This window comes from Bacillus sp. SJS (genome assembly GCF_000732485.2).
GTDB classification, from domain to species: Bacteria; Bacillota; Bacilli; order Bacillales; family Bacillaceae; genus Metabacillus_B; species Metabacillus_B sediminis.
Genome location: NZ_JAQV02000019.1, coordinates 128,204 through 152,659, shown reverse-complemented (window position 1 = coordinate 152,659; position 24,456 = coordinate 128,204). Strand labels below are relative to the sequence as shown.

Here is a 24,456-nt window from a genome sequence, read left to right as displayed (position 1 = left end):
GGGAAGTTTGGAACTGAAATTAATTATCCGATGGAATCCAAAAACTATATTCATAATAATATTCTGTACGTTCTATACATATACCAAAATCTAAAATATCTGTGACTAATATAAAATCAGCATACCCACTTGAAAACTTGCTTAACTCCAATAAATGGTTTAAATTGATCACAACTTCATCTAAAGGGATTAGTAGAGCTTCTATTTCATTCTCTCCGAAAAAGAAGAGCCTAGTACTATTTGGCATATAATCAATATCTGTAAATGTTTTCTTTAACAATGATGTGGATCTTTTAATATTCTCTTGATAATCCTCACCTTGTATTCGCATTTTATCTTCTCGTTTTTCTAGCATAGAAAAAACTTTTTTATAAAATATATCGTTTTCGTCCATGTTTAAAAATGGTTCTTCTTTCAAATGTATAGTATCTAATTTTTTGATTAAATTATTTCTTCTATTTTTCCTCTTAAGGATTTCTGTCGCCAAATTAATATTGCAATTATCCATTATCCGTACCTTATCTTTGATTAAAACTTCATTAGTTTATAAAGAATTGGGATTCTTATAACACCATTCTGGATCAAGTGATGACACATTCAATTTTTTTAGATCTTCCAATGTATAGACCCAATCATAGTCTGGCATCCAAAAATAGTCATTTTTATTGATGCTGAGGTATTCGTAAATGAATTTGAATAGTAAATCTTCTACTCCATCCATTTCTTCTATAAAGCCAATTTGATACAATTTATTGTTTGGATCTAGGTCTAGTTCCTCATAGTCGAAAAATTCTATATTAGGGTTGTCCTTCGCATCTACATAAAAAATAAAAGATTTATTATTTTCCTGAACATTTTTGTCATTTATATTTAAGGTAGTTGAAAGCAGCCTTCCGTCTTCTGTTAAATTCTTAGAGTTATGAAAATTCAACATTACATCCGCATTATAAGCAGATATTATAGAATCTGCTAATAGTTTTTCAGGGCAATAATTTTGCTGATTCGTTAATATAAACGCAGATGTTCCCATTTAATTTAATGCCTCCTTTAAATTTTCTAATGAGTTAACTATTGTAACCCCTCTTGATTCTATATTCTCTAACATTTTCTCATGTTCTGGTCTTAGATTAGTCAGAGGTTTATCTATATATAAAATAACTCTCTTATTATCTGGATTAAAAAACAATTCATGATTTGAATCAGTCATCTTATTAAACTGGTCCTCTTTGACTGCCTTAATCGATGCTTTCACTTCAATAATTGCGGTTTTTGTTACAACATCTAAATCTCCAGCAGCCTCTCCGCTTTCTTTTAAAACTTTTTGCCCAAATCCAATTATTTCGGTCTCTTTTCTAACAAGGTCAGCTACTTTCGCTTCTGTTGCTTTACCTACATTAGAACTGTTTAAGGCCTGGTCAATATCTCTGTTAATGTTTTTAGGATGCTGTTCTACCCATGTTAATCTATTTCCTGCTGAATTGGTGTAAATTGTTTTCTTTCCATCTTTAACATGACTTCCCGTATTTGGTATTCCGCCCTTTCCTTTATCAACATCTCCAGAATCCATCTTACTCCACAAATCACCAAGTCTCTTACTCTCCACATCTACGCCTACTGGTATTCTAAAACCACCAGTATCCATACTCAATATACGTATTGATTTGGGAACTTTAAGATCTGCAGCTTTTTTGCCAATTTTATTTATCGTATCTCTTGTTTTCGCACCTATGGTATTCGCAGTAGTTCTAAATGCATCCTGAACCCTAGAACCGACCCGGCTCCCAATCTGCTTCAACGATTCCTGTGCCTTAGCCACCTTATCTCTCACAAATGCCGTACTATGTGGCGCTTTGTTGGCTAGTTTCGATAACCCGCCCTTATCAATAATATGAGCTCCACCACCCACAAGCCCCATCGTCAACCCATTCCAAAGCGCATTCTGACGCTGCTCCTCCGTCAGCTTGTTCCCAAACATATCCCGGCCGCTTCCTAATTCCCAGGCGCTGTTGGCGGTGTAGAGGCCATAGATTCCTTTTTCGGTCTTGTTTAGAATGTCCATGGCTTTTGTGCTTTTGTAGGCGTCTAGCATATGGTTGGCGGCGTTCATGCCTTTGGCAGTTTTGTAGATGGCGCTTCCGCCTTTGACGGCTCGGCCTGCCCATCCGACGACGGGGATGAAGCCTGCGGCTGCCATGGCACCGGCGGCTACGCGTTCGGCGTTGGAGAGCTTGCGTCCGGTGACGGGGTCGACGCCTGTCGTCGCGCGGACGGAGTCATAATAGCCGCTGAATTCGCCGGCAAACGTTTTGACGCCGTCCCATGTTTTCTCGTACCAAGGTTTATTCTTTTCGGCTTCGATCCGGGCCTTTTCTGCTTCGATTCTCGCTTTTTCCGCGGCAATTTGGTCGCGGATTTTCTGGGCTTCCTCTTGCTGCTTTTGGTAGGCTTCGATGGATTCCTGTACGTTTTTCCGGACCTCGTGGATGGGGTCGGCCTGATAGGTTTTGACGTTGAAATTCATGGGCTGGACTGAACCGCTTTTGGCGGTTGCGTTCATGATGGCCATATAGCCTTGCTGGACGACTCCGATCGTACTGGACTGAGCCGTGTAGGTTTCCTCATAGGAGGTATCAAGATTCTCTACAGCCGTAACCGTTTCACTTCTTTTCGTGTCCGCTTTTTTCATGTTGGTGTCGAAGGATTCTGTGGAGAAAGCGGTGAGGGAAATCAGATCATGAATGGTTTTTAAAATCCCCTCGAGATCGCTGTGCTGCGTTTCGACCATCGTTTTACTGTTTTTCGAACCTGTTTCGAGTCCTTCCTTAAGAAAGGGAACGGCAACTTTAGTGGATTCGGCAAGGTTGTAATCCTCTGCCCATTTCGGAACGTCGCTGTAAAAATCAGTAACGGCCTGGATAAAATTTTTCCAGTCCGTGACCAGGTCGATTTGGGCCTGGTAAAAACTTTTAATGTTGTCGGCGCCTTTGCCCTTAAATTCGGTATTATCGACAAGTGCTTGAAACGTTTTTTCCAGGGCAATCAGCTTATCTTCGAAGTCTTTATACTGCTTCGTCCTTGATTCAATGGCCGTGGCTAACGAGTCTGATTCATATACTTTGGTCATCCGTCACGCTGCCTCTCTTTACTTATTTCATTGTGATCGCTTCATCCTGCTCTCTCAAATAATTCACATTGTCTTCGGTGTCTTCAATATTTTTCAGGACCGCTTTTACGTATTCACCGGCGAACTTATGGATTTGCTCCTCTTTTTCAAGCCACAGCTTCGTAAACTTAAGTTCATTTTCTCCAAGGGACTCAGCGGAAGGAGGATCGATTTTGATTTCGCTCAGCGCTTTTTTCATATCAGCCAGCTGGTTCATAACCTCCGCATGGTCAAGCTTAATGTCCGTCATGAGAACACCTTCTTCGTCAGGCTTTCAATATCATTTCCGATTGAAGCCAATTTCTTTTGGGCACTTTCAAGCGTGTCATCAACGGCTTTTAGACCATCTTCAATCGAAGAAGCAAAGGCCATCGCCATCTTTAAATCATTCAGCTGACTTTGCAATCTCTGTATTTCACTGCTGATTTTTTCTTGATATTCATCGTAATCCTTGCTGAAGACACTCTCCATGTCCTTATAGGCCGCTTCACGTGACTGATCAAAATCGTTCGCACGCGGACCCTTCCACTCATTGGCAAGATCCGGCTGCTGGATGATCTTAATCTCCCTTTGCCCCTGATCCTGCTCTTTGGAAAGGTCACTGTTTGCTTTTTGAAGCTTTCTGATTTTCTCCTCTAAGCCTTCAATTCCGCCGCTGATGTACGATTGGGCGCTATTGAGCGCTCCCCATAAATCCATCTCATTCACCTCAAAAACTAGTTATTTTCGCCAAAATACCACATTCATCTACTCTTAATTTTATCATTTTTTACCATATACCCCAATTGGAAGAAAGTCCTCATCTTATTTCCAGTTAATTTTACAAATGAGTGATATGAACTAGTTCCAACAGGCTCATTACTGCAACCTGCATGAATAATAACCTATAAAAAAACAGCCCCGGAACGAAATCCGAAGCTGCTTCCATTTATCCTTTATAATCACAAAGTTCGATAATCTGTCCGTGTGTGTTGGCGGGATTCATGTATATGAGTCTTCTTCCGAACGGATTGGTTCGGTATGTATCCTTTAAAAAGTTCATTCCGCGTGCTTCGTATTCTTCGATGGCTTTATCCAAATCGTCTACTTCGTACGCCAAATGATGGACACCCTTTCCCTTCTGTCTGATAAACCGGTCGATGGGCGAGGTTTTGCTGGTCGGTTCGAGAAGTTCGATGACCTGGTTATCGAGGTGGATGACCGCAATGTGGGTTTCCACCCCAGGTTTTTCGCTTGTATATCGTTCGACGAGTTTGCCGCCGAGGAATTCAGTGTAAAAATCAATCGCTTCATCTATTCTTCTAACGGCAATCCCGGTATGATCAAGTTTCAAAATTTATGACCTCCTTACGCTGCTATATCTACTGTTCCATGTTAAGATATTTTTTTCTTCATTTAAATTAGCCTGCGGCTGGCCGCTGAGCTTCGATAAATTCCATTACCTTCTCCCTGCCAGGTGCCGCTTCAATGGCTCCTTTGACAGATGCGGCAAGTGCTCCGCTTGCATTGGAAAAAGTAAGCAGCTGTTCATGATGGGTTTGCAGCGTTTGAATGAGGCTGTCCGGTTTAGCCTCAAGGCTTAACAGCTCGCTTAACAATCCGCCTATAAACGCATCTCCCGCACCGGTCGTGTCTTCGACGGTTACTTTAAAGCCTGGATCTTCGAAGACCAGCCCTTCTTTTGTATAAACTGCCGCCCCCTCGCCGCCTTTTGTATAAACGACGGCTTTGACATGGCCGCAAAGCAGGGATTGAATGGCTTTGTTTTCATCCGGAATCCCCGTGACAAATTCAAGCTCTTCACTCGATACTTTAATAAGATCTGCGAGAGGAACAAAATCCAGAATCGTTTCCCGGCAGCTTGCTTCGTCAGGCCAGAGCGGGATTCGGACATTCAAGTCAAAGCTGACGGTGCCGTTTGCCTTTCGAATAGCTTCGATCACGTTCAAATGGGTCTGCTTAATTGGACTTTCCACCAAATCAACGGAACAGAAGTGCAGAAAGTCGCCTTCCTGAAACTGAACGCCGGCAACCTCTTCAGGCTCCAGCAGCAAATCCGCCGCATTTTTCCGGTAAAAAGTAAAGCTTCGTTCCCCGTCCTTGTCGACGGATACGAAGGCAAGACCGGTCTCCCCTTCGTCGGTCCTAACAATATGGGAGACGTCGACTCCGTTGGCACACATCACGTCATGCAGAAAATCGCCGAAGTGGTCATTAGCCATTTTAGTCAGCATCACCGAATGGCCGCCGTATTTCGCAACCGCTATGGCAGCATTCATCGGCGCACCGCCGGCTGCTTTTTCAAAGCCTCCGACTTCTTTTAACGCTTTGTTTTTTTGAAGAGGGATAAAATCAATCAGTGTTTCGCCGATACAGTACACTTTTTTCATCGTGTCACCCGTTCTTTTGCTTTTACCCCATCATATCCTAATTCCATTTCGGTGAACACAAAAAACCCCTCATGCCAAGCAAAAGGGGCTTTTTTCATTAAAGATTACCGCTGTTCAAATACAGAAGAAGAGCTGAAAGCAGCAGGAGCACAACCGGCACTGTATACTTCGATCCCGCATCCTTTACTTTCAAGTGGGTCACAACCGCTCCGAGCATCGTTAATGTCGCAAGCAGCGAGCCCCATGCCGTCAGCTGATCGTTCCAGTAACCCGCGAGCAGAAAAGCCCCGCTCACAAGCTCGACAATCCCAGTTACAATTTTGAACCATTGCGGATAGCCGTAGCGGGTAAACTCCTCGTTCATCTTTGAACCAAATTTGTTAAAGCCGAAGAAAAGGAACGCCAAACCTAATAAAATTTGAAGAATAAAGGCAACTGTACCCATCTTTACTTCCTCCTCGCTTTGTGATGAACCTCATGTATGTCAGGAAGACTGAGTTACAGTATTATATATTCCTGGTATTTTGCTTTTAGTCTTGTTTCAAAAGATAAATATTCCAAGTTTACTTTTATATTACAAATTGTAAATTTTGTAATTTATTAAATACTCCGGATTATATTTTGGTATTATTATCCTATCATTATTCTAGGAGGAAAGGTTTATGAGCATTTATGGAATCATTGTTCTTATTCATGTAATTGCCGCCGTGTGCGGACTCGGGGCTACCTTCGCCCTTCCAATTCTGATGAACAGGCCTAAGACAGCTGCACAAGCACATTTTGCCATTCATGTGAATGCAGGAATTGAAAAACTCGCCAAAATCGGAAGCATCACCCTTCTTGTCACTGGATTAGTACTCGGCATCCTCAATCCCGATCTATTCACTAAAATATGGTTCATTGCCTCTCTCATTATTTATGTAGCCGTGCAGCCAATTGCTGCCGGTATTCTTCCAAAGCGGATTGCCGAGCAAAAAGCCATTCTTGATGGCCATACGGGTGAAGATCTGCCGGAATCCTATCATCAAATTGGGAAAAGCATGGCCCCTTATAATGGATTTCTTCACTCCGCTGCCATCATCTTAATCGCACTGATGGTGCTGAAGCCGTTTTAACTTCTCTCATCAAAAAACTTAGTTTATTTTCCCCCTCAAGTGGCGTATAGTCAATTTTAACAAGCAAAAAAGGGGAAGACAGATGCGGTACAGTTTCAGATTGATGATTTTTCTCATTGGATTAACAATTTTCAGCTATGGAATCGCAATGGCTATTCAGGTTCAATATTTAGGTGTGAGTCCTTGGGATATGCTGAATATTGCATTGAAGGACCGATTCGGATTAACCATCGGAACTTGGACGATCCTCGTCGGACTTTTTCTCATTTGCTGTTCCCTGTTCATCGGCAGGAAGTACATAAACATCGGTACCCTGTTGAATGCTGTCCTGGTGGGAGTGATGGTGGATGCCTTTTTATTTCTCGGCTTCCTCCCCCGCCCGTCCAGCCTTCCTGCAGATATAGGAATTCTGCTTCTGGCCATTATCACGATGGGAATCGGCGGCGGCATGTATTCCGCTGCCGGTATTGGTGCCGGTCCAAGAGATGGATTCATGCTTTCCCTGTCTGATAAAACGGGTATTTCCATTAGCCGGGTCAGAATTCTGATTGAATGTCTTGTGGTGGTGATCGGATTAGTCATCGGAGGACCGGTTTTTATCTTCACGTTCATCTATCCGTTTATCCAAAGTCCGATCTATCAGCGATCCTACGTTTTCTGTTCTAAATGGATTACGCAGAGGGCGGGAACCATGAAGGAAACGAAAGAAATGACGGGATAAGAAGAGACTCCTTTTAGGGGTCTTTATTTCTTCACAAGAAAAAGTGCGGGTTTCAATGAAAAATAAAAAGGTGTATACGTGTTATATGACGATAGATACCATCTTCACTTAGGTTATTACAAAAATGGTTTTGATTTAGAAGCAATTGCTTATAAAAGGCAGTCACAAGAAATCTGGGACATCTTCTTTGATTTTGAACAATACGATTTAAAAAACCCCGTTCAAGATAGCGAATTATCGTTCGAACACTTCGGCACTAGAATTTTTTCAGTTGAAATGAAGGAACTTGATTATGATTACGGTGCAAAGCAATTTGAACAGTGGTTATACAGCCAAAAAATAGTTCCAAATTAAAGGATTCATATCAACTTCAATCGTTAAATTTTTAGTAAGATAGCCTATTTCTTAAGGAAAAGGGTATAAGGGTACGATAACCCCCAGTCTGAAAGGATTGAGTACTCTTGTTTCCACGTATCCATATGCACAAAACCTGGACAGGGTTTCTCCTGTTTGCGGTTATCTACTTAGTTTCCATTATCCTTTTTGCGGCAATATACTTAGGCTTGGAATTAAGCGGGGCTGGTCATCTGAAGGAACACTACTTGGACGAAAAAGGTTTGACTCTTTACGCTCTTATTTTAAAATGCCTGTATTTCAGCCTCGTCACCAATTTATCAGTCGGATTCGGAGATATTACACCGTTTGAATTATCCAGACTGTTTGCATCGATCCAGGCTTTTATCGGTTATTTATTGCCTGTTGCCCTGGTAATCAATTTATTTCCGAATGAAGTGAAGGAGAAGCTTAAGGAAGAAGAGAAAAAGCATGGGGAAGGAAATTGATTTCTTCGTGCTTTTTTCAGTTCTTTTGTTTGCGGGTTGCCAGTCTAACCAAGTAATTTAAATCTGAATAAAGTGCACAGTCCCGGCATATCCATGCCAGAGGATTTGCAGAATCATAACAGTCCGCGATAGACAAGAAAAACGACGAAAGAGGGATCGATATGGCCACCATCACAGTAATAGGAAGTTCTTCTATGGACCTTGTTGTCACAGCAGCAAAGCGTCCGGAAGCAGGAGAAACGATTCTGGGGGAGGATTTTAAAAGCGTCCCTGGAGGAAAAGGGGCAAACCAGGCGGTAGCGGCGGCGCGATTGGGAGCAGATGTATACATGGTAGGATGTGTGGGAGATGATCCGTATGGGGAAGCGATTGTAAGCAACTTACATAAGAACGGGGTTCGTACCGATTATGTGAAATCCGTTAGTCATACGTCCAGCGGTACGGCCCATATCATTCTGGCGGAAGGTGACAACAGCATCATTGTTGTCCAAGGTGCCAATAAACTTGTGACACCTGCCCTTGTTGATGATGCGCTTCCAGTCATCCGCGAATCTTCGATGGTTCTGATTCAGCAGGAAATTCCGGAAGACACAGTGGAGCATGTAAGCGAGCTTTGCCGGCAGTATCGCATTCCTCTTCTTTTGAACCCGGCACCAGCGAGAAATGCGGCAGAAAGCATATTGGCTAATGCATCTTACCTGACACCAAACGAAACAGAAGCAAGGCTGATCTTTGGCGAAACCTCCATTAAGCAAGCACTTGAAGATAATCCGAATAAGCTGCTTGTGACGGAAGGAAAAAACGGTGTCCGCTATCATGACGGGGAAAAAGAAACCGTCATTCCCTCATTTAAGGTTGAAGCATTGGATACGACAGGTGCAGGCGATACCTTTAATGCAGCATTCGCGGTAGCTCTATCAGAAGGAAAAAGCCTCCCAGAAAGTATCCGTTTCGCCAACAAAGCAGCCTCGATTTCAGTGACGAAATTCGGTGCGCAGGGCGGGATGCCATCAAGAGATGAGGTCGAACGAGAGCTTCTGGATGAGGAAACACGAAATTCTTAACAACTTTTGATAGTGCTGGCAGATCTTGAGCCACACCGATACCAACAAAAAAGACGTACGGAACTCCGTGCGTCTTTTTTTGTATGGTTGGAGGCAGGAATTGTCGTTTTGCCCGTAATCGACATGGTTTTGCCCGTTATCGACACGGTTTTGCCCGTTATCGACACGGAACTGCCCGTAATCAATCATTTCGCCCGCTTCATCGGTGGCGAATAGACTCTCAATGGGGCCAGTCCCCTCAAATTTTACCGTACTAAAGCTTGGGCACCATCCCCCGCAAACCCTTGACCCATAAGGACTCCAGGATATTAGCCTCTGTCCCCTTATGCGGTGAAGGAAGACGGGACTGGCACCGTGCCAGTCCCGCAAAATGTTACCGCACTAAAGCTCTGGCACCTCGCTCGCAAACCTTTGACCCATAAGGCCTTCCTGATAAAGGTCTCTGTCCCCCTTTGCGGTGAAGCATCGCGGGACTGGCCCCGATTCAGCATCCACACAATTCAGCACCCCCACCTTCAGCATCCCCCATTTCAGCACCAGCCGCACGCCCAACAAAAAAGAGCCGGCCTTTTGGCCAGCTCTTCTCATCTATCTTCCTGCTTCCACTTCGGCTTTCGGTTTGGATAGGAACCAGCCTGTAATTGCAATCAAAATCAATACTGACCAGAAAATCACTTTCCACGTGACACTTTTCCCAAATCCTTCTGAAATGATGGCCAGCTGCGGATGAGAAAGGGCGTATACAGCAAGCTTTACCCCTACCCAGGCAACGATTGCAAACGCAGCCGTTTCAAGACCCGGTCTCTTCTCAAGCAAGACGACAAAGTAGCTGGCCGCGAATCTCATGATGACCAGCCCGATAATTCCGCCAGTGAGGATGACCGCGAAGTGGCCCCCGTCAAGTCCTCCGATATTAGGGAGGCTCGTTTCCGGTAAGGTTACTGCGAGCGCAACCGCTGCGAGAATGGCGTCTACCGCAAATGCGATATCCGCTACCTCAACCTTGATGACCGTCATCCAGAAGCCGGATCCCTCTTTTTCAGGCTTGGCATTTTCCTTCACCTTAGGCTTCAGGACATGCTTTTTCAGGATATGGTAAAACGCAATTCCCAATAAATAAAGGGCTCCGATTGCCTGCACCTGCCAAATATCCACCAGATAGGAAATAATAAATAGCGATCCAAAGCGGAAAATAAAAGCCCCGGCCAAACCGTAAAATAAAGCTTTTTTCCGCTTTTCTTCAGGAAGATGTTTAACCATCGTCGCAATAACAAGAGCATTATCCGCAGCAAGGATTCCTTCCAACCCGATCAGGATGAGCAGAACCCATCCATATTCCAGCAATAATCCAGCGTCCAAATTATGTCCCCCTTCTCATTCTTATTCTTATTTAGTAATGCCCCGAACTTTATGACTTTGCTCATTCTGAAGTTTCCCTAAAACTTTGTCGTCCATTCATTTAAATGCGAACATTTAGTGAACGTATTTTCATTTATGGTTAAGCAAAAGCCGCGGCTGATCCGTTTGGCTCTGCTGGGATTGCAGGGAGAGACTTCTCGGCGGGTTGTAAATTTCAAGTGTCATAATTGCTACAGCGTACAGCTTAAACGTGACAAGCATCGTCACAAACAAAAGAAGATTCTTTTGCGGTTTCAACAGGTATCCATTTCTCCTTCATCCATTTAGATTTCTGAAGGGTTTTTGTGTAAACAAAAAACCTCCACCATTGGCCGGTGAAGGTTAGAATTATCCGTAATTATCCCTTCACCATAATGGCAAAGGTCTCGCAAACAACATTGCTGTTGCCAGTCAGGCCGGCGATGCATGCATCACGTATTGTCGACATAACTGTAAGCTACTCCCCTTTGGAGTATATGAGCTCTGTAATCGAGCGCAGCCTTTACTCTTCGGCTGTTAAAAAAAGCATAATGGATACCCGGGCTGTCTGTCAAGAATTTTTACATCTTCGGTTCTTCCATACCTGCCAGTGCCTATTCTTCCTTTGAAGGTAAATAGATGCCCGGAACCTTAAGCCCTGCCTGGCGCATTAAGATCGTCATCTGGCCCCGGTGGTGAATCTGATGCTGGATTAGGAAGAAAAGGAGGGATTCTTTCGATATGTTCCTTCCTGCTACAGGATGCTCTTCGGAAAGATTTGCATCAGTCCATTGTTATGGGAATGCCAGGGAACGCCTCCCCATATCTATATAAGAGACTATAGGAGCGAGGCGGTGCTAGCTGCATGTTTGGACTGGATTTGAATGGGTTAACCGGAGAAGTCGTTACAAGGAAAAATGCGGAATATAAAGAGGCACGGCAGGAATGGAACCGGGCCATTCAAAAATTCCCGCTTGTCATCGTGTACGCATCATCCGTTCAGGATGTCTCCAATGCCGTCAGATGGGCCGTTAAGCACCGGATTGATCTGCGAATCCGGTCAGGAAGCCACCATTATGAGGGATATTCCACAGGCAATCATGTGCTCGTTCTGGATGTCAGCCGGTTGAGTTCCATTAAATTGGATGCAACAGCCAACACCCTTACTGCTGGCGGAGGCGTGAAAAATGAACAAATTTACGAGTTTGCCGGTAAAAGGGGCTATCCTTTTCCAGGGGGCACCTGTCCGACCGTCGGAGTGAGCGGATATGTCCTTGGCGGCGGCTGGGGATACTCGAGCCGGTATTTCGGACTTGGCTGCGACAGTTTGATTGGGCTTGAGCTGATTAACGCTGAAGGAGATCTCATAAAAGCAAGTAAAAGAGAAAACAAAGACCTTTTCTGGGCTTGCAAAGGAGCCGGCGGCGGCAACTTCGGAGTCGTCGTTTCCATGACATTCCGATTGCCTCCCAAAATCCGCACAGTCACGCTTGTCCACCTTTACCGCCCTGATGCCTCCCCCGAAATCATTGAACAATTTCTACTCACCTGGCAAAAATGGCTGCCGCGGGCTGACCGGAAAATCACGATCAGCACCACATTGTATGACTCTGCCGCAGAAGGAATGGCCATTTTCGGCCGGGGATTTTACTATGGTGCGGCCGATGAAGCGAAAAGAATCCTTAGCCCCTTTGCAAAGATCAGCGGGATGGAACTTTCCGCTGAAGAGAAGCCCTTTTCAGAGGCGGTCAGAGAGGTGGAGAAATCCTATCCGTCCTCTGAAAAATTCAAATCAACCGGCCGGTTCGTTTTTAAAACCTATACGCCTGATGAAATTAGAACTCTTGTGGAATTGATCCAAAACAAGCCTCCCGGTTCAATTTTTGCGGGACTGACGGTTTATGCGCTTGGCGGAAAGGTGCAGGAGGTAAAACCAAATGAAAAGGCCTTTTATTACCGAAATGCCCGCTATATCGCAGGCATTCAGTCCGTTTGGGAGGAGGACAGATATGCTTCCGTCAACCAGCGGTGGGTCGTCCAGCGCTTCCGGATTCTTGCGTCGCTCACAGAAGGTTCGTTTGTCAATTTTCCGATAAGTGAACTGCCAAACTATGAAACGGCCTATTATGGTGCCAATGCAGAGAGGCTCAGGGAAGTAAATGACCGTTATGATCCGTCTCGAGTATTTCAATTCCCGCAGGCAATCAGGTAAGCTCCGGAGCACCATTCCCCATGTCCATTCCTTCCTTTGGTACAATAAGGGAAAGACTGGAATGGGGGGATTTTTATGGGGAAACGAAAAATGATTATAGGCCAAAATCTGGCTGATTCGTACATACAGCAGCTGCAGGATGCCATTCCGGACTGGAAACTGATTGTCGGAAGGGACTCATCGATTTGGGAGCAGGACATCGGCGAAGCAGAAATCATCGCCGGCTGGAGAAAGGGAATGGAAGAACACCTTCCACATGCAGCCGGACTTAAATGGATTCAATCATGGAGTGCGGGCGTTAACGATATGCCGCTTGAAGCACTTAAGGAAAAATCGATTGCATTGACCAGTGCAAACGGGGTCCACGCCTACCCGATTGCCGAAACCATTTTCGCGATGATGCTCGGTCTTACCCGGAATATCCATGCCTACGTCCGGAACCAGCAAACGAAAACTTGGCACCATGCGAACCTGAAGCTTGAGATCCATAATAAAACAGTTGGAATATTAGGGATTGGTGCGATTGGAAAAGAAACAGCAAAAATCGCGAAAGCCTTTAATATGAAGGTTCTGGGATTGAGGCATTCCGGCAAGGAAGCGGATTTTGTGGACGAAATGTACACGCCGGATCAGCTTAACGACATGCTGCCGGAATGCGATTATATTGTCGTCACCCTCCCGCTGACAAAAGATACACACAAGATGATTGGAAAAGGACAATTTTCCCTAATGAAGACTTCCGCATTCTTTATCAACATCGGCCGCGGCGATATTGTGGAAGAAAAAGACATGATCGCAGCTCTTCGATCCGGCGAAATTGCCGGTGCGGGTCTCGATGTATTTGAAAACGAACCGCTTGAAAACAGCAGTCCTCTGTGGGACATGGAAAATGTGATTGTAACTCCTCATACAGCCGGGTCCACGGAATTTTATGATGAACGGGTTATCGGAGAGATTCTGATTCCGAATCTGAAAAGGTATTTGGATGGAGAGGAACCGGATGTAAACCGGGTGGATTTTGAGAAGGGATATTAATTAAGGAGGCCAATAGCGGGCCTTCTTTTTTTGCAGATTGATAAGAGATCATTCAAGACCTTACACTTAATACTGTGGAAACGATCTAAATTCATGTCCAATTACAATTTGCTGCACATGGGTCTTTTTCATGAAATGCATAAAGCTGTAAATTGGTTTGAGAGCTCTTTTGTATTACCGAGTCTAATTTTTTCATTGATTTTACTGGCAGTTTAGCGGAATAACAATTACCATAATATTACACAAACATTAACCAAAGGGGATGATAAATTGAGGAAAAAACTTTTTTTACTTATTCTAATTTCAGTTATTGCGTTTGGCGGTGTGTACCTTTTCGTTAAATTTAACCCACCTTTAGAAATTGGAACGCTTGCTTCAAGTGAAGATAAAAAATCGATTGTCGTTGAAGTTGGGAATAAAGGTTTTTGGGAAGTGAAAATAGGAGATGTATTAATCAATAACAACGAAAAACCAACAAAATTGAAAGTACAAGCTAGTAACTCTTTACAAGGATTTATCATAACGGACGATTTTAATAATAAAGAATCAAAAAACTATCGATTTATGAACATTCATGACGTAACCCTTAAAGCAGGCACATCACCATCATCTAATTACAAAAAATTTGATGATGGTGATGCCTCTGTTAAAGATAAAGCATATGGAATCAGCGCGATTTACACTGAACCGATCAATAGAGTGCATATTAAGTATAGCTATCTTGGTCTTTCATTCACTCATACTGTGATCTATAACTGAGCATTACTTATATTGCGATGCAAAAGTTATTGTAACTATCTATCCATGAAGACTTCCTGTAAGGCATGCCCTTCGCCGGTAAGGACCAATCGGGATCTGGATCAGGCACGTGAGCCGGCGCTCCTTCATTCCGTAAAGTTCGTCGCACTTATCCACATCATATCCCAGCAGTGGATGTCCGCCCATACCAATAGCTGCTGCCGTCAAAAGCAGTCTCTGCACAAGCATCCCGGCCTCCATCTGCTGAATGCGGTAGCCTCTGTAGCCCAGTTCAGGAAGGAGATGATTTCGGTCACCTGCCACATGGATCACCATTGGAACCTGATACAGGTTGATATTATTCAGCGTCATGGCATCCTGGAGAAAAAAACGATGGTCGCCGGGACGGATTCCCTTCAGCACCTGCTTTTCTTCATCATACAAGTAGGCACCGTTCGGTATTCCTTCTATTTTATAGAAGCTTGCATAAATGGAGATGCGCGGCTTATTTTCCCCAGTTCCGTCCAAGTCATTGCGGTATGAATAAGCTGCGAATGCTTCCCTCAGCAGATTTCCTGCCTGTTCCATCGTAACTTTACCGAGCATAAAATCCATTTCAGGCGAAAAACGATTTCTGCATGCGGAAGCCAGGTCATACGATATCCTGGTCCCCGGAAGTGGTATTTCCTGTTCACCAAGCTCCGTTTTTTCCAGCATTCTAATCTTCCTGAACGACCGAACCGACTGCTGAAAGGACGCTTCGTTGATCGCATTTAATTCTGGAAAATCCAGGATTCTCTTTGACTTGACATAATAGCTGGTCTCGATTTCAGGGATTGTCCGGCACAGCTCTTCCGGCGTTTCCGGCGTTTCCTTTCCATTTCCAGACCACCTCGTCGGCTCTGCAGACAGCGGAATGACCGCATATACACTCTCCTGCTGCTCATCAAGGCCAAGCAGATGATTCACAGCCCGATCCAAAAATTGAAAATAAACTCCTGAAGCGTAGCCGAAGCGCTTTGCCGTCTCTAGAAGCTGTCCTGTCAGGACTCCTGCATCTAGTCCCTGCAGACGGTAGGAAAATTGATTGTACTTGAAGAAATTCTTCCAAAATCTTGAAGAGATCAGCACCGTTCCAAAGCAGGAGGAAACGTCGCAACGGTTTCCGAGAGCTTTTGCAAGATAATCATCAGCATTTCCTTCTCTCAGTAACACCAGCCCATGACGGGCAACATCGTAATGATAGACACCGGCTGGAATATCCTCAAGCTTCAAATAGACATACAATTCATTTGGATACAGCCCGCCGCCTGAAGGGGCAAACCTTCGTAAGGATTGCCCAAGCTCTTCAGACTCCTCCTCGGAGTAGACAGTCTGGGAAATTTGCGTCAATCCATACGTGTACCATAGAAAATAGCCCAGCCGTTTCAAGCCCGGTGTACAAGGCTTCTCCGGTGCGGCAAGTGAAAGAGGCATATCAGCATCCAGCGGGATGCTCGGCAGATTTCGATACACTTTGTAAGGCAGCGGCGCATCCTCCCAATCCGGCTGCCAATCCGGAGGACTCGCCTGATCCATATCAAAATGAATCGTATATAGAAATTTCTCGAGATTCAAGCGAACACTCCTCCCTAAGGGAACGGATGAGGGTATGGATTGAGCTCCTCATATGTCAGCGGTCCATTCCTGTAGCCAAGCTCTTCCGGCACTTTCAGCACCCGTTCAAGTCCCGTTAAGCGGGTTAAATGATGGCCAAATGTCATCGGCAGCATTCCTGGAATCAGTACCTTTACGCAGTGAAGTCCATTTTTTTTCAGCTCCGGTGCCGTCTGATCCACGACAATGACATCCATATTCCGTTTCTTGAACCGTAAAATTACGTCTTCGAGATCATCCTTTATATCCGTTCTGATCGGAGCGCGCTCGAAGGCCTCCTCGAAACTCAAAAGCGGTCGGTCATCCTGAAGCAGAAAGTTCAATCGTTCCTCAGCTTCCGGCAAACCATACAGCATCCCATGATCCTCCATCTGCCTTACCAATGAACCATCCTCGAGCATCCTCGCATATTTCTCCCGATTATCATCCAGCCGCTCACCAAGGGCTCCCATCATTCCCGCAAGTTCAAAAACGGCACTTTTCACAGCCCTGACCGGATCGAGGTGGGCGCCTGCTGCACACATCAAATTCATGCCGCTGTCCCTGCGGTTCTTTACCACAGCCCAAATACTCGGAATCCCATGCTCCATCGTAGACTGGAACAAATAAAGATCATACCCGTTCAGCGTCTCCATCCGGTCAAGCATCAAATTCAATTCGGTATCTCCGGATGACCGCGGATCGATTCGTCTCAAGCCAAGCCTTGCATACCATGTAATCAGGAAGGAATCGCGTTCCGCCACCTCCATAATCCCATGGAAAATGGCCTCCTCCAAGCTTCCTCCGACCGCACAGCCGTTGGATGTTTCATATACAAATCCGCCTTTATGCCCGCACCCCATGCTGTAATAAGCAAGCAATTCTGGAACGAGAACCGGCCGCTCCTGCAGAAATGAGTATCCCCACACCCAGTTGAGCTTCCGGTCCGGATGGAACGGCTGAAAAGGAAAATCCGGCTCTGCATATTTTTCAGGTGCATGAACCCCTACTGTAAGCGGATTTATTGCCTGCCCCGTTAAGTTGCGGTATCTCTCGCGTATGACTGTATTTTTCCCGCGCGCCGTGTAGCCGCAGTACCGTTCCAGGCCTTCAAGGATGGCAGTCATTTCACTTGCCTCATAGGAAAGTGTCCGGCCGGCCGTTCCTTCATTCCCTCCGAATAGAGGCAGGTTCACCATCGTATCTGCAAAAGGCGTACTAAGATCTACTACTTTTTCATTGAAAAGTCCGGTGCTTGAGTCCAGGTAATCCTTTGACAGGAATTTAGACAGCTCCCCCATTGATCGGCATCTGTAGCTGTTCTTATCTGTTTTTAGACTTGATTTCAATTCAATCCGCGCCAATTCCGCACAATCATCAGGTACGGACCCGCATACGTCACAGAATGGATCGGGAAGAAACGAATGTCTGGAGCCTTCTAGGGTCCTCATATTCAGTAAAAAAATGCTTCCATCTGAGCGCACTGGCCTATCATCCAGCAATAATCGGACTTCACTCTCCAGGATGTGAACAATTTGCGCAAGCCCCGTCCTGGTGGCCCATACATCGCTTGTTCCTGAGGACTCTGCCATTCTCTCTGTCAGGTCCCACATCTCTTTCCGGTCCCGTCCGGCCATCAGCTTCCTGACCGAAGCACAATGTACACAGCCGATTGATCCTTTTATTTCAAGCGGTCCAATAATCCCCTCTCCAAAAGTGACATACCCATACAGTCTTGGAATCCTCCCAATCCTTTCCCTCGTTTCATGAAAAAAAGATGGGTTCCAGCGATCCTGCAAAATCAATGCGGCTTCCGCAATCTTTTCATCAGCATGAACCGTATGGATGACATCATACCTTTCGGAAAGCTTTTGGCGCGCCAGCTCAGCTAGAGCCCCTTCGCCAATCACAGCGATTGTTTTCAATCGGATTCCCCCTCTCGGAGAGCTACCCCAAAGACCCCGGCAATCCCTTCTTTTATTAGCGGATCCACCTCAAGCTCGGTGATTTCAATAAAAAACCCTTCCCTCTCTAAAACATCTTCTGCATAGCTGTACAGAGCTTTTTCCTCCAGTTCATAGGCTGGAATCATCAGCCTTATGGCATTCTCCAATAGCACCGGAGAATTCGCTGTTTGGTTTACGTTCGAGGACTGCACCTGCTGAATCGCCTGCTTCAGGGCACTTCTCACCGCAAGGGTCAAATTCAGCCCCGTACGATTCGTCCAGCCTTTGGCTGTACCGACCCACACGGACGGGAAGCCCGCTACTTCCTTTCCAATTCCAATGACGGGAGGTCCCTGCAGCGTATTAAGTACCTGCCAGTAGTACCGGCACTCTTCATCCTCTGCATGCAGCTGAACAGGATAGATCGGAGCGTTTTCCTTTCCTCTTTTGCCAAGCTCCCTTTCAAGTGCCTTATGAAGCGCCCGGCAAATCGCCTCCGCTACCGTTTCTCCCGCGCCGATTCCGTCTGTCTCCATCAGGCAGGAGGCATACGCTTCAATCCCCGCAAGTCCCGCTTCCCTTCTGGCCTCTTCGTGATGAATACCTGCGCAGACAATCTCCGGAAGAATTTCACCTGTTTCCGGATGAACAGCCTGCACCCTGCACTGCGAAAGCGGAAGCTGTGTCAGTTCTCCTTCCTCCCACGCATGAAAAATGCCTGTTTGTGGTGAGGTCAGTTCACTGAAGCTTATGAGCCAATATCCAAGCTTCCGATCCGGTTCCCCATCAATTCGCTCTCTAATATGGACTGCCGGCGTGACCGATGCTTTTTTTTTCAAATGCGGGGTAACGGAATGCCAGCTTCCCTCGAGCGTTTCCAGGTTCAGCAGATAGAATTGCCGATCCTCTGCAGCCTTTAGCCCCGTCGCTTCCTTCAGCCATTCGAAGGCAATCAAGTTCGCAAGCATCGCAGCAGCCGTTGAAGATGGAGATGTGCTTTTTTCCCCCGGAGCTGTATGAACACTCCTGATCACCGACTCCACATCGTTCTTCATCTCCGGATGCAGAACCGGTCCTGCAATCCCCTCATGCCCAAGAAAAATCGCTGGAATCAGAATTTTCCCTTCACTTTCGCAAATTTGCTGGAGAGCCGTCAGTTCTCTGCGATCCTCAGAGATATACAAAATCGTTTGAAAGGGCTGAACAGCGTCCTGCCAGCTTTGAGACGAAATTTCCTCAACTGCCGTCTCATGGTCATACTTGCGTGCTTCCTCCACAAGCTCTCTGATCCGTTCCCTATCGGTTGGGGTCATGTCCGTCATTCGCAAATGAAACTTCGTCAAACCTGAATCAAGCAGTGCAGATACAAGCGAAACAGAACAAGGACCTGAGCCGGCTGCTAACACCTTCGTTTTCCGGAAATCCTCAAACTTTGCCGCACCCGATCCCCCGAATGTATCAAGAAACTCAATTTGAGAGCCGAAATACTTAAGCACCTGTTTAGGCAATTGATGAGGCCGTTCCTCGCTGACATCACGTAAGTATCCGTTGTTGTAAAGAACACCGGCAATTTCATATACCCGGTCGCGGTAAGCAGGCGTCAAGCCTGCAGTCAATTCATCAAGCGTGCGATCACCCGTAAACATCGGCAGCAGCTTTTCAATCCACTGGGAAATCGTGCTTCCCTCCATTTGGAATGAGCTCCTATTATTCCGGAAATAGACTTGGCCTGATGGATCCGGGATGAACACCGTATCACGATTCACTTTCAGCCGCATAGAAGGATCCAAATTATGCATTCTGCCCCTCCTTATTCATCTTTATCATTTAAAGATATGTAACAGAAATTGTCCGTTATGCGTAAGAAAAAAACCTCTGCATAAACATGCGCAGAGGTTTTACTATCACTATCCCCGGAAGCATCCTCCACAGCGTGCACAGCCTCCGCAGCGTGCGCAGCCTCCGCAACGTGCACAGCCTCCGCATCCTCCACACCCGCCGCATCCGCCGCAACCCGCACAGCCAGCACAGCCCACACAGCCCACACAGCCGAAACATCGGAAAATGCCAAATCCTACGCAACCGAAAATCCGGCTTGAATCGCCATATTGCGCATCACGAGTGTCCCAAGGAATCGCCTGCCCTGCATGATAGTCGCCAAGCTGCAAAGCCTGTAAATCGTTTTGAATTGGGTACATCAACATAACCTCCACATTTTTATATTCGCAGAAACCTTAACATCTCAAACGGCGATAGGTGAATTCACCAATCTTCTGGCCCATTCTCCTTCACTTTATGAATGATGGCGGATTTGGGTTCTAATTAGGCGAGCCCATCTTTGCAAATTAAAAAGGTTTTTTCTCCACAATCAAGAATAAAGATATTGGAAAGGAAGGTGTCTGATGGCAAACACTGGCTCTGAACAAGTTGAAGAATTCATGATTAATCTGGAACATCCATTAAAAAATGAAATAACAGAGGTCAGATCCATCATTCTTGCTTCTTGCGGGAAGCTGACCGAACACGTTAAATGGAATGCACCGAGCTTTTGCATAAACGGAGAAGATCGAATTACGTTTAACCTGAGGGGCCAAAAATCGTTCCGCCTGATTTTCCATCGCGGAGCGAAGGGTAAATCAGGTACCGGCAAGGAGCCGCTCTTTAATGATGAAACAGGATTGCTTGATTGGGCGGCTCCTGACAGAGCCATTGCAGTCTTTACTGATATGGAAGATATCAACAAAAAAAGAGGACATTTAGAGAAAATCGTGGAAACTTGGATAGAATTGACGGAATAATTCCGAGGTCTATGAATCTCCCATCCTTCTAAACTATAATGGAGTCATACTATAGAAAGCAGGTACAACAAGTGATACATATGTTATGGGTCATCTATTTAGGAATTTTAGGAACGGCAGCCATAGGTTTTTTAATAAAAGGCGGGTATAAAACAAACCTGATGCGCGTGGATTTCGTCATCTCCATCATCACCTGGATCGGGTTAATGGGCTATGTGACAAACTCAAGCTTCTTTAATCCGCTTGTCTGGAAATTCGTTTTTTTCGGGGGACTGCTGTGGGATATTATTTTCAGCATCAAATTGAAGGATGTAAACGGAGAACCCCTCTACGAAGAGATTCCAAAATCGGCCCGGCCGATCGTCATTGCCGGGAGTTTTATTGTTTTTCTCGGACCGCTATACTACGGATTATTCAGGTATGCTTTTACTTAATAGGAGGTTTCTATGACCGTTCAATTAAAGCCGGTTACGAGAGATAACTGGAAGGACGCACTGGAACTCAAGCTTAAAACCTCTCAAATCCATCTAGTCCCTTCTCCGGCCATATCTCTTGCGAAAATCGGCATAAAGCCGGATGGAGACAGCATTGAATATCTCCCATTCGGAATCTATCATAACGCAATAATGGTAGGCTTTATCATGCATGCACGTGATGAATCGACTTCCAATATGTACTGGATCAACGGCTTTTTGATTGATAGCAAGCATCAGGGAAACGGGTATGGCCGCGACGCCCTCGCTGAAATGATCCGCTGGATAAAGGAGCACAATCCGAACTGCCAGGAAATCCGCCTAACCGTTCGCATGGATAACGAAGGAGCAAGGAAGCTCTATGAAAAAATGGGGTTTCAGGGCACAGGGGTTATGTATGGGGATGAGGAGGTATGGGTTTTGGGTGTTGTTTGAGTGAAGGGGATAGAGTTGGAGGGTGGATTGTTTTGGTCTTTTATTGCGCGGTTTGCACTGACCCCCGCTCCGCTAAAGGATTAAACCTCCGTCCCCATTACTCACAAACCGTTAGGTAACAGGGGTTCAGAGCGTAGGTGCTTGTTCCCCTGTTCGTTTAAAGTGGTGGGGGTCAGTGCTATGCTCTGACCCCCGCTCCGCTAAAGGACTAAACCTCCGTCCCCATCACTCCAAAACCGTTAGGTGACAAGGGTTCAGAGCGTAGGTGCTTGTTCCCCTGTTCGTTTAAAGTGGTGGGGGTCAGTGCACCACCAAATAATCATCCTTCCACCGGCTCCACACCGTGTGCCTGACCCGCACTCTGCTACCGAACTAAAGCTCCGGCACCATCTTTCCAAACCATTGATGCATAAGGGCTCACAGACTGAGGTCTCTGTCCCCCGTTGCGGTGAAGGATAGCGGGACTGGCACCCCAGCTAGACTGGATTCCTCCACCTCTCTGCTACCCCCGCTGTACTTCCTTCCTCAGGATCTCACCAAGAGCCGACTTCATATCCGGATACTTAAAAGTAAACCCTTCCCTCTCCAGCCGCTCCGGAATCACCCATCTGCTTTTCAGAACGAGCTCGGTTTCCGTCCGGATAAACACCGCCCCCATCTCCAGCATCCATTTTGGAGACGGCAGTCCGAACTTGATGTTCATCGCTTTTCGTACCTCGCTCATAAATTCCTGATTGGAAATAGGCTTGGGAGCAGCGGTGTTGAATACGCCGCGTAAGTGTTCTTTCTCACGGATAAATTGAATGATTCGGTACACATCCTCGACGTGGATCCAGCTGAACATTTGCCTCCCGGATCCCTGTACGCCGCCGAGTCCGAATTTGGCGAGATTTCTATACGGAGTCATGACGCCTCCGTCTCCAAGGACAATAGCAATCCTTAATGCTGCCTGGCGGGTATTCGGCAAATCAAAACTGAAGAACGATTTTTCCCAGGCCTTGGCGACGTCTACCGAAAAACCAGATCCAATCTCCCCGTTCTTCTCTGTCATCGCCCGGTCCTCCGCATGGCGGTAAATCGTCGCTGTACTCGAATTGATCCAAAGAGAAGGCGGATTTGCACATTGCAGAATCGCTTTACCCAGCATTTCGGTCGTATCTGTCCTAGAGCTGAAAATCTCCGCTTTATTCTTCTCATTATAGCGGCAATTTACGGATTTACCTGCCAAATTGATCAGCATATCTGAGCCCTCAATTGCTTCAACAATTGAATCAAACCGGTCCCATGAATGAATCTTAGAACCTCTTGAGATAACCTTCACATCATAACCAGCTTCAGCAAACCGGTCATTCAAATATTGTCCGATAAACCCTGTACCGCCGGCTAGCACAACCTTCTTTTTCATTCCATCAGCTCTCTTCATTTCTTTTATCCTCATTCTACCATTCCAGCACCAGGCATATCTTTCACCCATTTCAGATAGTTCGTCATATTCGTATCCTCATCCATGTTATAGGTAAATGAAAAATTCCCCGCGACGTCTTTCGCTAAAGTCCGGAACAGTTCACATGCTGCAAATACGGATTGCCACATGTTTTCCGGATACCCGTCCGAGTAGGTTTCCTTATACAGATTCCAGTGGGATTCAGGCAAGTACTTCTTAAAATACTTTCCCATTTTCCCTGATGAAACTTCGAAGCCATGCTTTGTTCCAATCCACCATGAAACCATTTCATTAAGAACCGTTCGAACGGGTGCCTCAAAGAATTGCTTTGCATAGGGAAGCTCGTCTCTCCAAATCCCCTTCACCACGCTCTGAAGACACCACCAAAATTCATTGCAGGCGTTCAGGAACAGCGGTTCAGAAGGTTTTTTTATATGATAATTAACATCAGATGGCTCTGGGAGTTCCGGCAGGATCCCGTCTTTATCCAATAACGGGACCGTCAACTTCTCAGAGATATATCCGTTTTTCATCATCCCTTCCTGTGTTTCAATATGCAGATCGATGCGATTTCCATCCGTGAAAAGCATTAAATACCCGTAGGATTGATCAAAATCGGTCTTCTTTCCAGCCAGCCGTTCCATTTTGTCCGGCTCCTGAAGGATAATCAGATCCCCAAACACGCCAATCCAGCCCTCATCTGCAATAAAGGAAGCGGTCTCTGTCACTACATAGACAATATCATAATCCTGAAAAATATCCTTCGGGGCATTCGGGTTTGTCCTGGATCCATTCATATAGGCCGCCCGAATTCGCTCATCCTGTTCTGCAATGCCTATAATTAAATCAAACATTTCCTTTTCCGTTCTCAAGCGCAGTTCACCCATTCCTTAAGGTTTTCTCTTTAAGTACTTCTTGAAAAATAGCGGAATTCCTCCAATGTTATTCTCCTAAAGTTTCCGATTCTTACTCGCAGGGTAAAGTAGGCTGGTACAGAATATACATCTAGAGAAAAACAAAAGAATAATTTGGAAAAAAATGCGTTTCTTTTCGTTTTCTTATATAATT

The 24,456-nt window shown here is 45.6% G+C and carries 27 protein-coding genes and 1 pseudogene; 11 read left to right on the top strand and 17 right to left on the bottom strand.

The window, feature by feature from the left end; genetic code table 11:
• Positions 1–19: 19 nt before the first annotated feature.
• From AS29_RS11315 to AS29_RS11280, 8 genes are all read right to left on the bottom strand, one after another.
• The gene (locus AS29_RS11315; RefSeq protein ID WP_035405906.1) at positions 20–508 is read right to left on the bottom strand and encodes a YxiF family protein; all 489 of its coding nucleotides are present in this window, start codon (positions 506–508) and stop codon (positions 20–22) included.
• 36 nt (positions 509–544) lie between these two features.
• The gene (locus AS29_RS11310; protein ID WP_035405898.1) at positions 545–1,030 is read right to left on the bottom strand and encodes a hypothetical protein; all 486 of its coding nucleotides are present in this window, start codon (positions 1,028–1,030) and stop codon (positions 545–547) included.
• Entirely contained in the window at positions 1,031–3,124 is a 2,094-nt protein-coding gene (locus tag AS29_RS11305; protein ID WP_051860603.1) for a T7SS effector LXG polymorphic toxin, read from the bottom strand.
• Between the two features lie 22 nt (positions 3,125–3,146).
• Positions 3,147–3,413 carry a YwqI/YxiC family protein gene (locus AS29_RS11300; protein ID WP_035405896.1) on the bottom strand — a complete coding sequence of 89 codons (267 nt, stop codon included), beginning with the start codon at positions 3,411–3,413 and terminating at the stop codon, positions 3,147–3,149.
• On the bottom strand, positions 3,410–3,862 hold the full coding sequence (locus AS29_RS11295) for a YwqH-like family protein (RefSeq protein WP_035405894.1): 453 nt from the start codon (positions 3,860–3,862) through the stop codon (positions 3,410–3,412). Before AS29_RS11295 ends, AS29_RS11300 begins: the two co-directional genes overlap by 4 nt.
• Positions 3,863–4,091: 229 nt before the next feature.
• Positions 4,092–4,496: a VOC family protein gene (locus tag AS29_RS11290; RefSeq protein WP_035405892.1), complete on the bottom strand. Its 405-nt coding sequence runs from the start codon at positions 4,494–4,496 to the stop codon at positions 4,092–4,094.
• Between the two features lie 67 nt (positions 4,497–4,563).
• The gene (locus AS29_RS11285; RefSeq protein ID WP_035405890.1) at positions 4,564–5,553 is read right to left on the bottom strand and encodes a carbohydrate kinase family protein; all 990 of its coding nucleotides are present in this window, start codon (positions 5,551–5,553) and stop codon (positions 4,564–4,566) included.
• A 97-nt stretch (positions 5,554–5,650) separates the two neighbouring features.
• On the bottom strand, positions 5,651–5,998 hold the full coding sequence (locus AS29_RS11280; protein ID WP_035405888.1) for a DoxX family protein: 348 nt from the start codon (positions 5,996–5,998) through the stop codon (positions 5,651–5,653).
• A gap of 217 nt (positions 5,999–6,215) precedes the next feature.
• Between AS29_RS11280 and AS29_RS11275 the strand changes: the two genes are divergently transcribed.
• From AS29_RS11275 to rbsK, 5 genes are all read left to right on the top strand, one after another.
• Entirely contained in the window at positions 6,216–6,668 is a 453-nt protein-coding gene (locus tag AS29_RS11275; RefSeq protein ID WP_035405886.1) for a DUF2269 family protein, read from the top strand.
• An 82-nt stretch (positions 6,669–6,750) separates the two neighbouring features.
• Positions 6,751–7,389, top strand: coding sequence for a YczE/YyaS/YitT family protein (locus tag AS29_RS11270; protein WP_035405884.1), 639 nt, complete (start codon positions 6,751–6,753; stop codon positions 7,387–7,389).
• Between the two features lie 78 nt (positions 7,390–7,467).
• On the top strand, positions 7,468–7,743 hold the full coding sequence (locus AS29_RS11265; RefSeq protein WP_035405882.1) for a DUF3986 family protein: 276 nt from the start codon (positions 7,468–7,470) through the stop codon (positions 7,741–7,743).
• Positions 7,744–7,850: 107 nt separating this feature from the next.
• Positions 7,851–8,231 (top strand): ion channel, encoded by a 381-nt coding sequence (locus AS29_RS11260; protein ID WP_051860602.1) that lies wholly within the window; start codon positions 7,851–7,853, stop codon positions 8,229–8,231.
• Positions 8,232–8,392: 161 nt separating this feature from the next.
• Positions 8,393–9,295, top strand: coding sequence for a ribokinase (gene rbsK / locus AS29_RS11255; RefSeq protein ID WP_035405880.1), 903 nt, complete (start codon positions 8,393–8,395; stop codon positions 9,293–9,295).
• Positions 9,296–9,883: 588 nt separating this feature from the next.
• Here the strand turns inward: rbsK and AS29_RS11240 are convergent.
• From AS29_RS11240 to AS29_RS21055, 3 genes and pseudogenes are all read right to left on the bottom strand, one after another.
• Complete coding sequence (locus AS29_RS11240) at positions 9,884–10,654, bottom strand: TerC family protein (protein ID WP_035405876.1); 771 nt, start codon at positions 10,652–10,654, stop codon at positions 9,884–9,886.
• 129 nt (positions 10,655–10,783) lie between these two features.
• Positions 10,784–10,951: a hypothetical protein gene (locus AS29_RS21390; RefSeq protein WP_156505938.1), complete on the bottom strand. Its 168-nt coding sequence runs from the start codon at positions 10,949–10,951 to the stop codon at positions 10,784–10,786.
• Positions 10,952–11,286: 335 nt separating this feature from the next.
• Positions 11,287–11,466: pseudogene (locus AS29_RS21055) on the bottom strand (DinB family protein); the annotation flags it as partial.
• A 71-nt stretch (positions 11,467–11,537) separates the two neighbouring features.
• Between AS29_RS21055 and AS29_RS11235 the strand changes: the two are divergent.
• The 3 genes from AS29_RS11235 (at position 11,538) to AS29_RS11225 (ending at position 14,678) form a co-directional block, all read left to right on the top strand.
• Positions 11,538–12,884 carry an FAD-dependent oxidoreductase gene (locus AS29_RS11235; protein WP_035405875.1) on the top strand — a complete coding sequence of 449 codons (1,347 nt, stop codon included), beginning with the start codon at positions 11,538–11,540 and terminating at the stop codon, positions 12,882–12,884.
• Between the two features lie 75 nt (positions 12,885–12,959).
• On the top strand, positions 12,960–13,919 hold the full coding sequence (locus AS29_RS11230; protein WP_035405873.1) for a D-2-hydroxyacid dehydrogenase: 960 nt from the start codon (positions 12,960–12,962) through the stop codon (positions 13,917–13,919).
• A 270-nt stretch (positions 13,920–14,189) separates the two neighbouring features.
• Positions 14,190–14,678 (top strand): hypothetical protein, encoded by a 489-nt coding sequence (locus AS29_RS11225; protein WP_035405871.1) that lies wholly within the window; start codon positions 14,190–14,192, stop codon positions 14,676–14,678.
• Positions 14,679–14,717: 39 nt separating this feature from the next.
• On the opposite strand, the gene AS29_RS11220 is transcribed toward AS29_RS11225, so the two are convergent.
• From AS29_RS11220 to AS29_RS21050, 4 genes are all read right to left on the bottom strand, one after another.
• Positions 14,718–16,274: a SagB family peptide dehydrogenase gene (locus AS29_RS11220; protein ID WP_035405868.1), complete on the bottom strand. Its 1,557-nt coding sequence runs from the start codon at positions 16,272–16,274 to the stop codon at positions 14,718–14,720.
• Between the two features lie 14 nt (positions 16,275–16,288).
• The gene (locus tag AS29_RS11215; protein WP_035405866.1) at positions 16,289–18,217 is read right to left on the bottom strand and encodes a TOMM precursor leader peptide-binding protein; all 1,929 of its coding nucleotides are present in this window, start codon (positions 18,215–18,217) and stop codon (positions 16,289–16,291) included.
• Positions 18,214–20,037, bottom strand: coding sequence for a hypothetical protein (locus AS29_RS11210; protein ID WP_035405864.1), 1,824 nt, complete (start codon positions 20,035–20,037; stop codon positions 18,214–18,216). Before AS29_RS11210 ends, AS29_RS11215 begins: the two co-directional genes overlap by 4 nt.
• Before the next feature lie 108 nt (positions 20,038–20,145).
• Complete coding sequence (locus AS29_RS21050; RefSeq protein ID WP_082883821.1) at positions 20,146–20,436, bottom strand: heterocycloanthracin/sonorensin family bacteriocin; 291 nt, start codon at positions 20,434–20,436, stop codon at positions 20,146–20,148.
• A gap of 204 nt (positions 20,437–20,640) precedes the next feature.
• Between AS29_RS21050 and AS29_RS11200 the strand changes: the two genes are divergently transcribed.
• The 3 genes from AS29_RS11200 (at position 20,641) to AS29_RS11190 (ending at position 21,944) form a co-directional block, all read left to right on the top strand.
• Positions 20,641–21,036, top strand: coding sequence for a DUF1801 domain-containing protein (locus AS29_RS11200; protein WP_035405860.1), 396 nt, complete (start codon positions 20,641–20,643; stop codon positions 21,034–21,036).
• A 71-nt stretch (positions 21,037–21,107) separates the two neighbouring features.
• The gene (locus AS29_RS11195) at positions 21,108–21,470 is read left to right on the top strand and encodes a hypothetical protein (protein WP_035405858.1); all 363 of its coding nucleotides are present in this window, start codon (positions 21,108–21,110) and stop codon (positions 21,468–21,470) included.
• A 12-nt stretch (positions 21,471–21,482) separates the two neighbouring features.
• Positions 21,483–21,944 (top strand): GNAT family N-acetyltransferase, encoded by a 462-nt coding sequence (locus AS29_RS11190; protein ID WP_035405855.1) that lies wholly within the window; start codon positions 21,483–21,485, stop codon positions 21,942–21,944.
• A 502-nt stretch (positions 21,945–22,446) separates the two neighbouring features.
• Here the strand turns inward: AS29_RS11190 and AS29_RS11185 are convergent.
• Both AS29_RS11185 and AS29_RS11180 read right to left on the bottom strand, forming a co-directional pair.
• Positions 22,447–23,349, bottom strand: a complete 903-nt coding sequence (locus AS29_RS11185) for a TIGR01777 family oxidoreductase (RefSeq protein ID WP_035406103.1) — start codon at positions 23,347–23,349, stop codon at positions 22,447–22,449.
• Positions 23,350–23,378: 29 nt separating this feature from the next.
• On the bottom strand, positions 23,379–24,260 hold the full coding sequence (locus tag AS29_RS11180; RefSeq protein ID WP_035406100.1) for an aminoglycoside 6-adenylyltransferase: 882 nt from the start codon (positions 24,258–24,260) through the stop codon (positions 23,379–23,381).
• Positions 24,261–24,456: the final 196 nt, after the last annotated feature.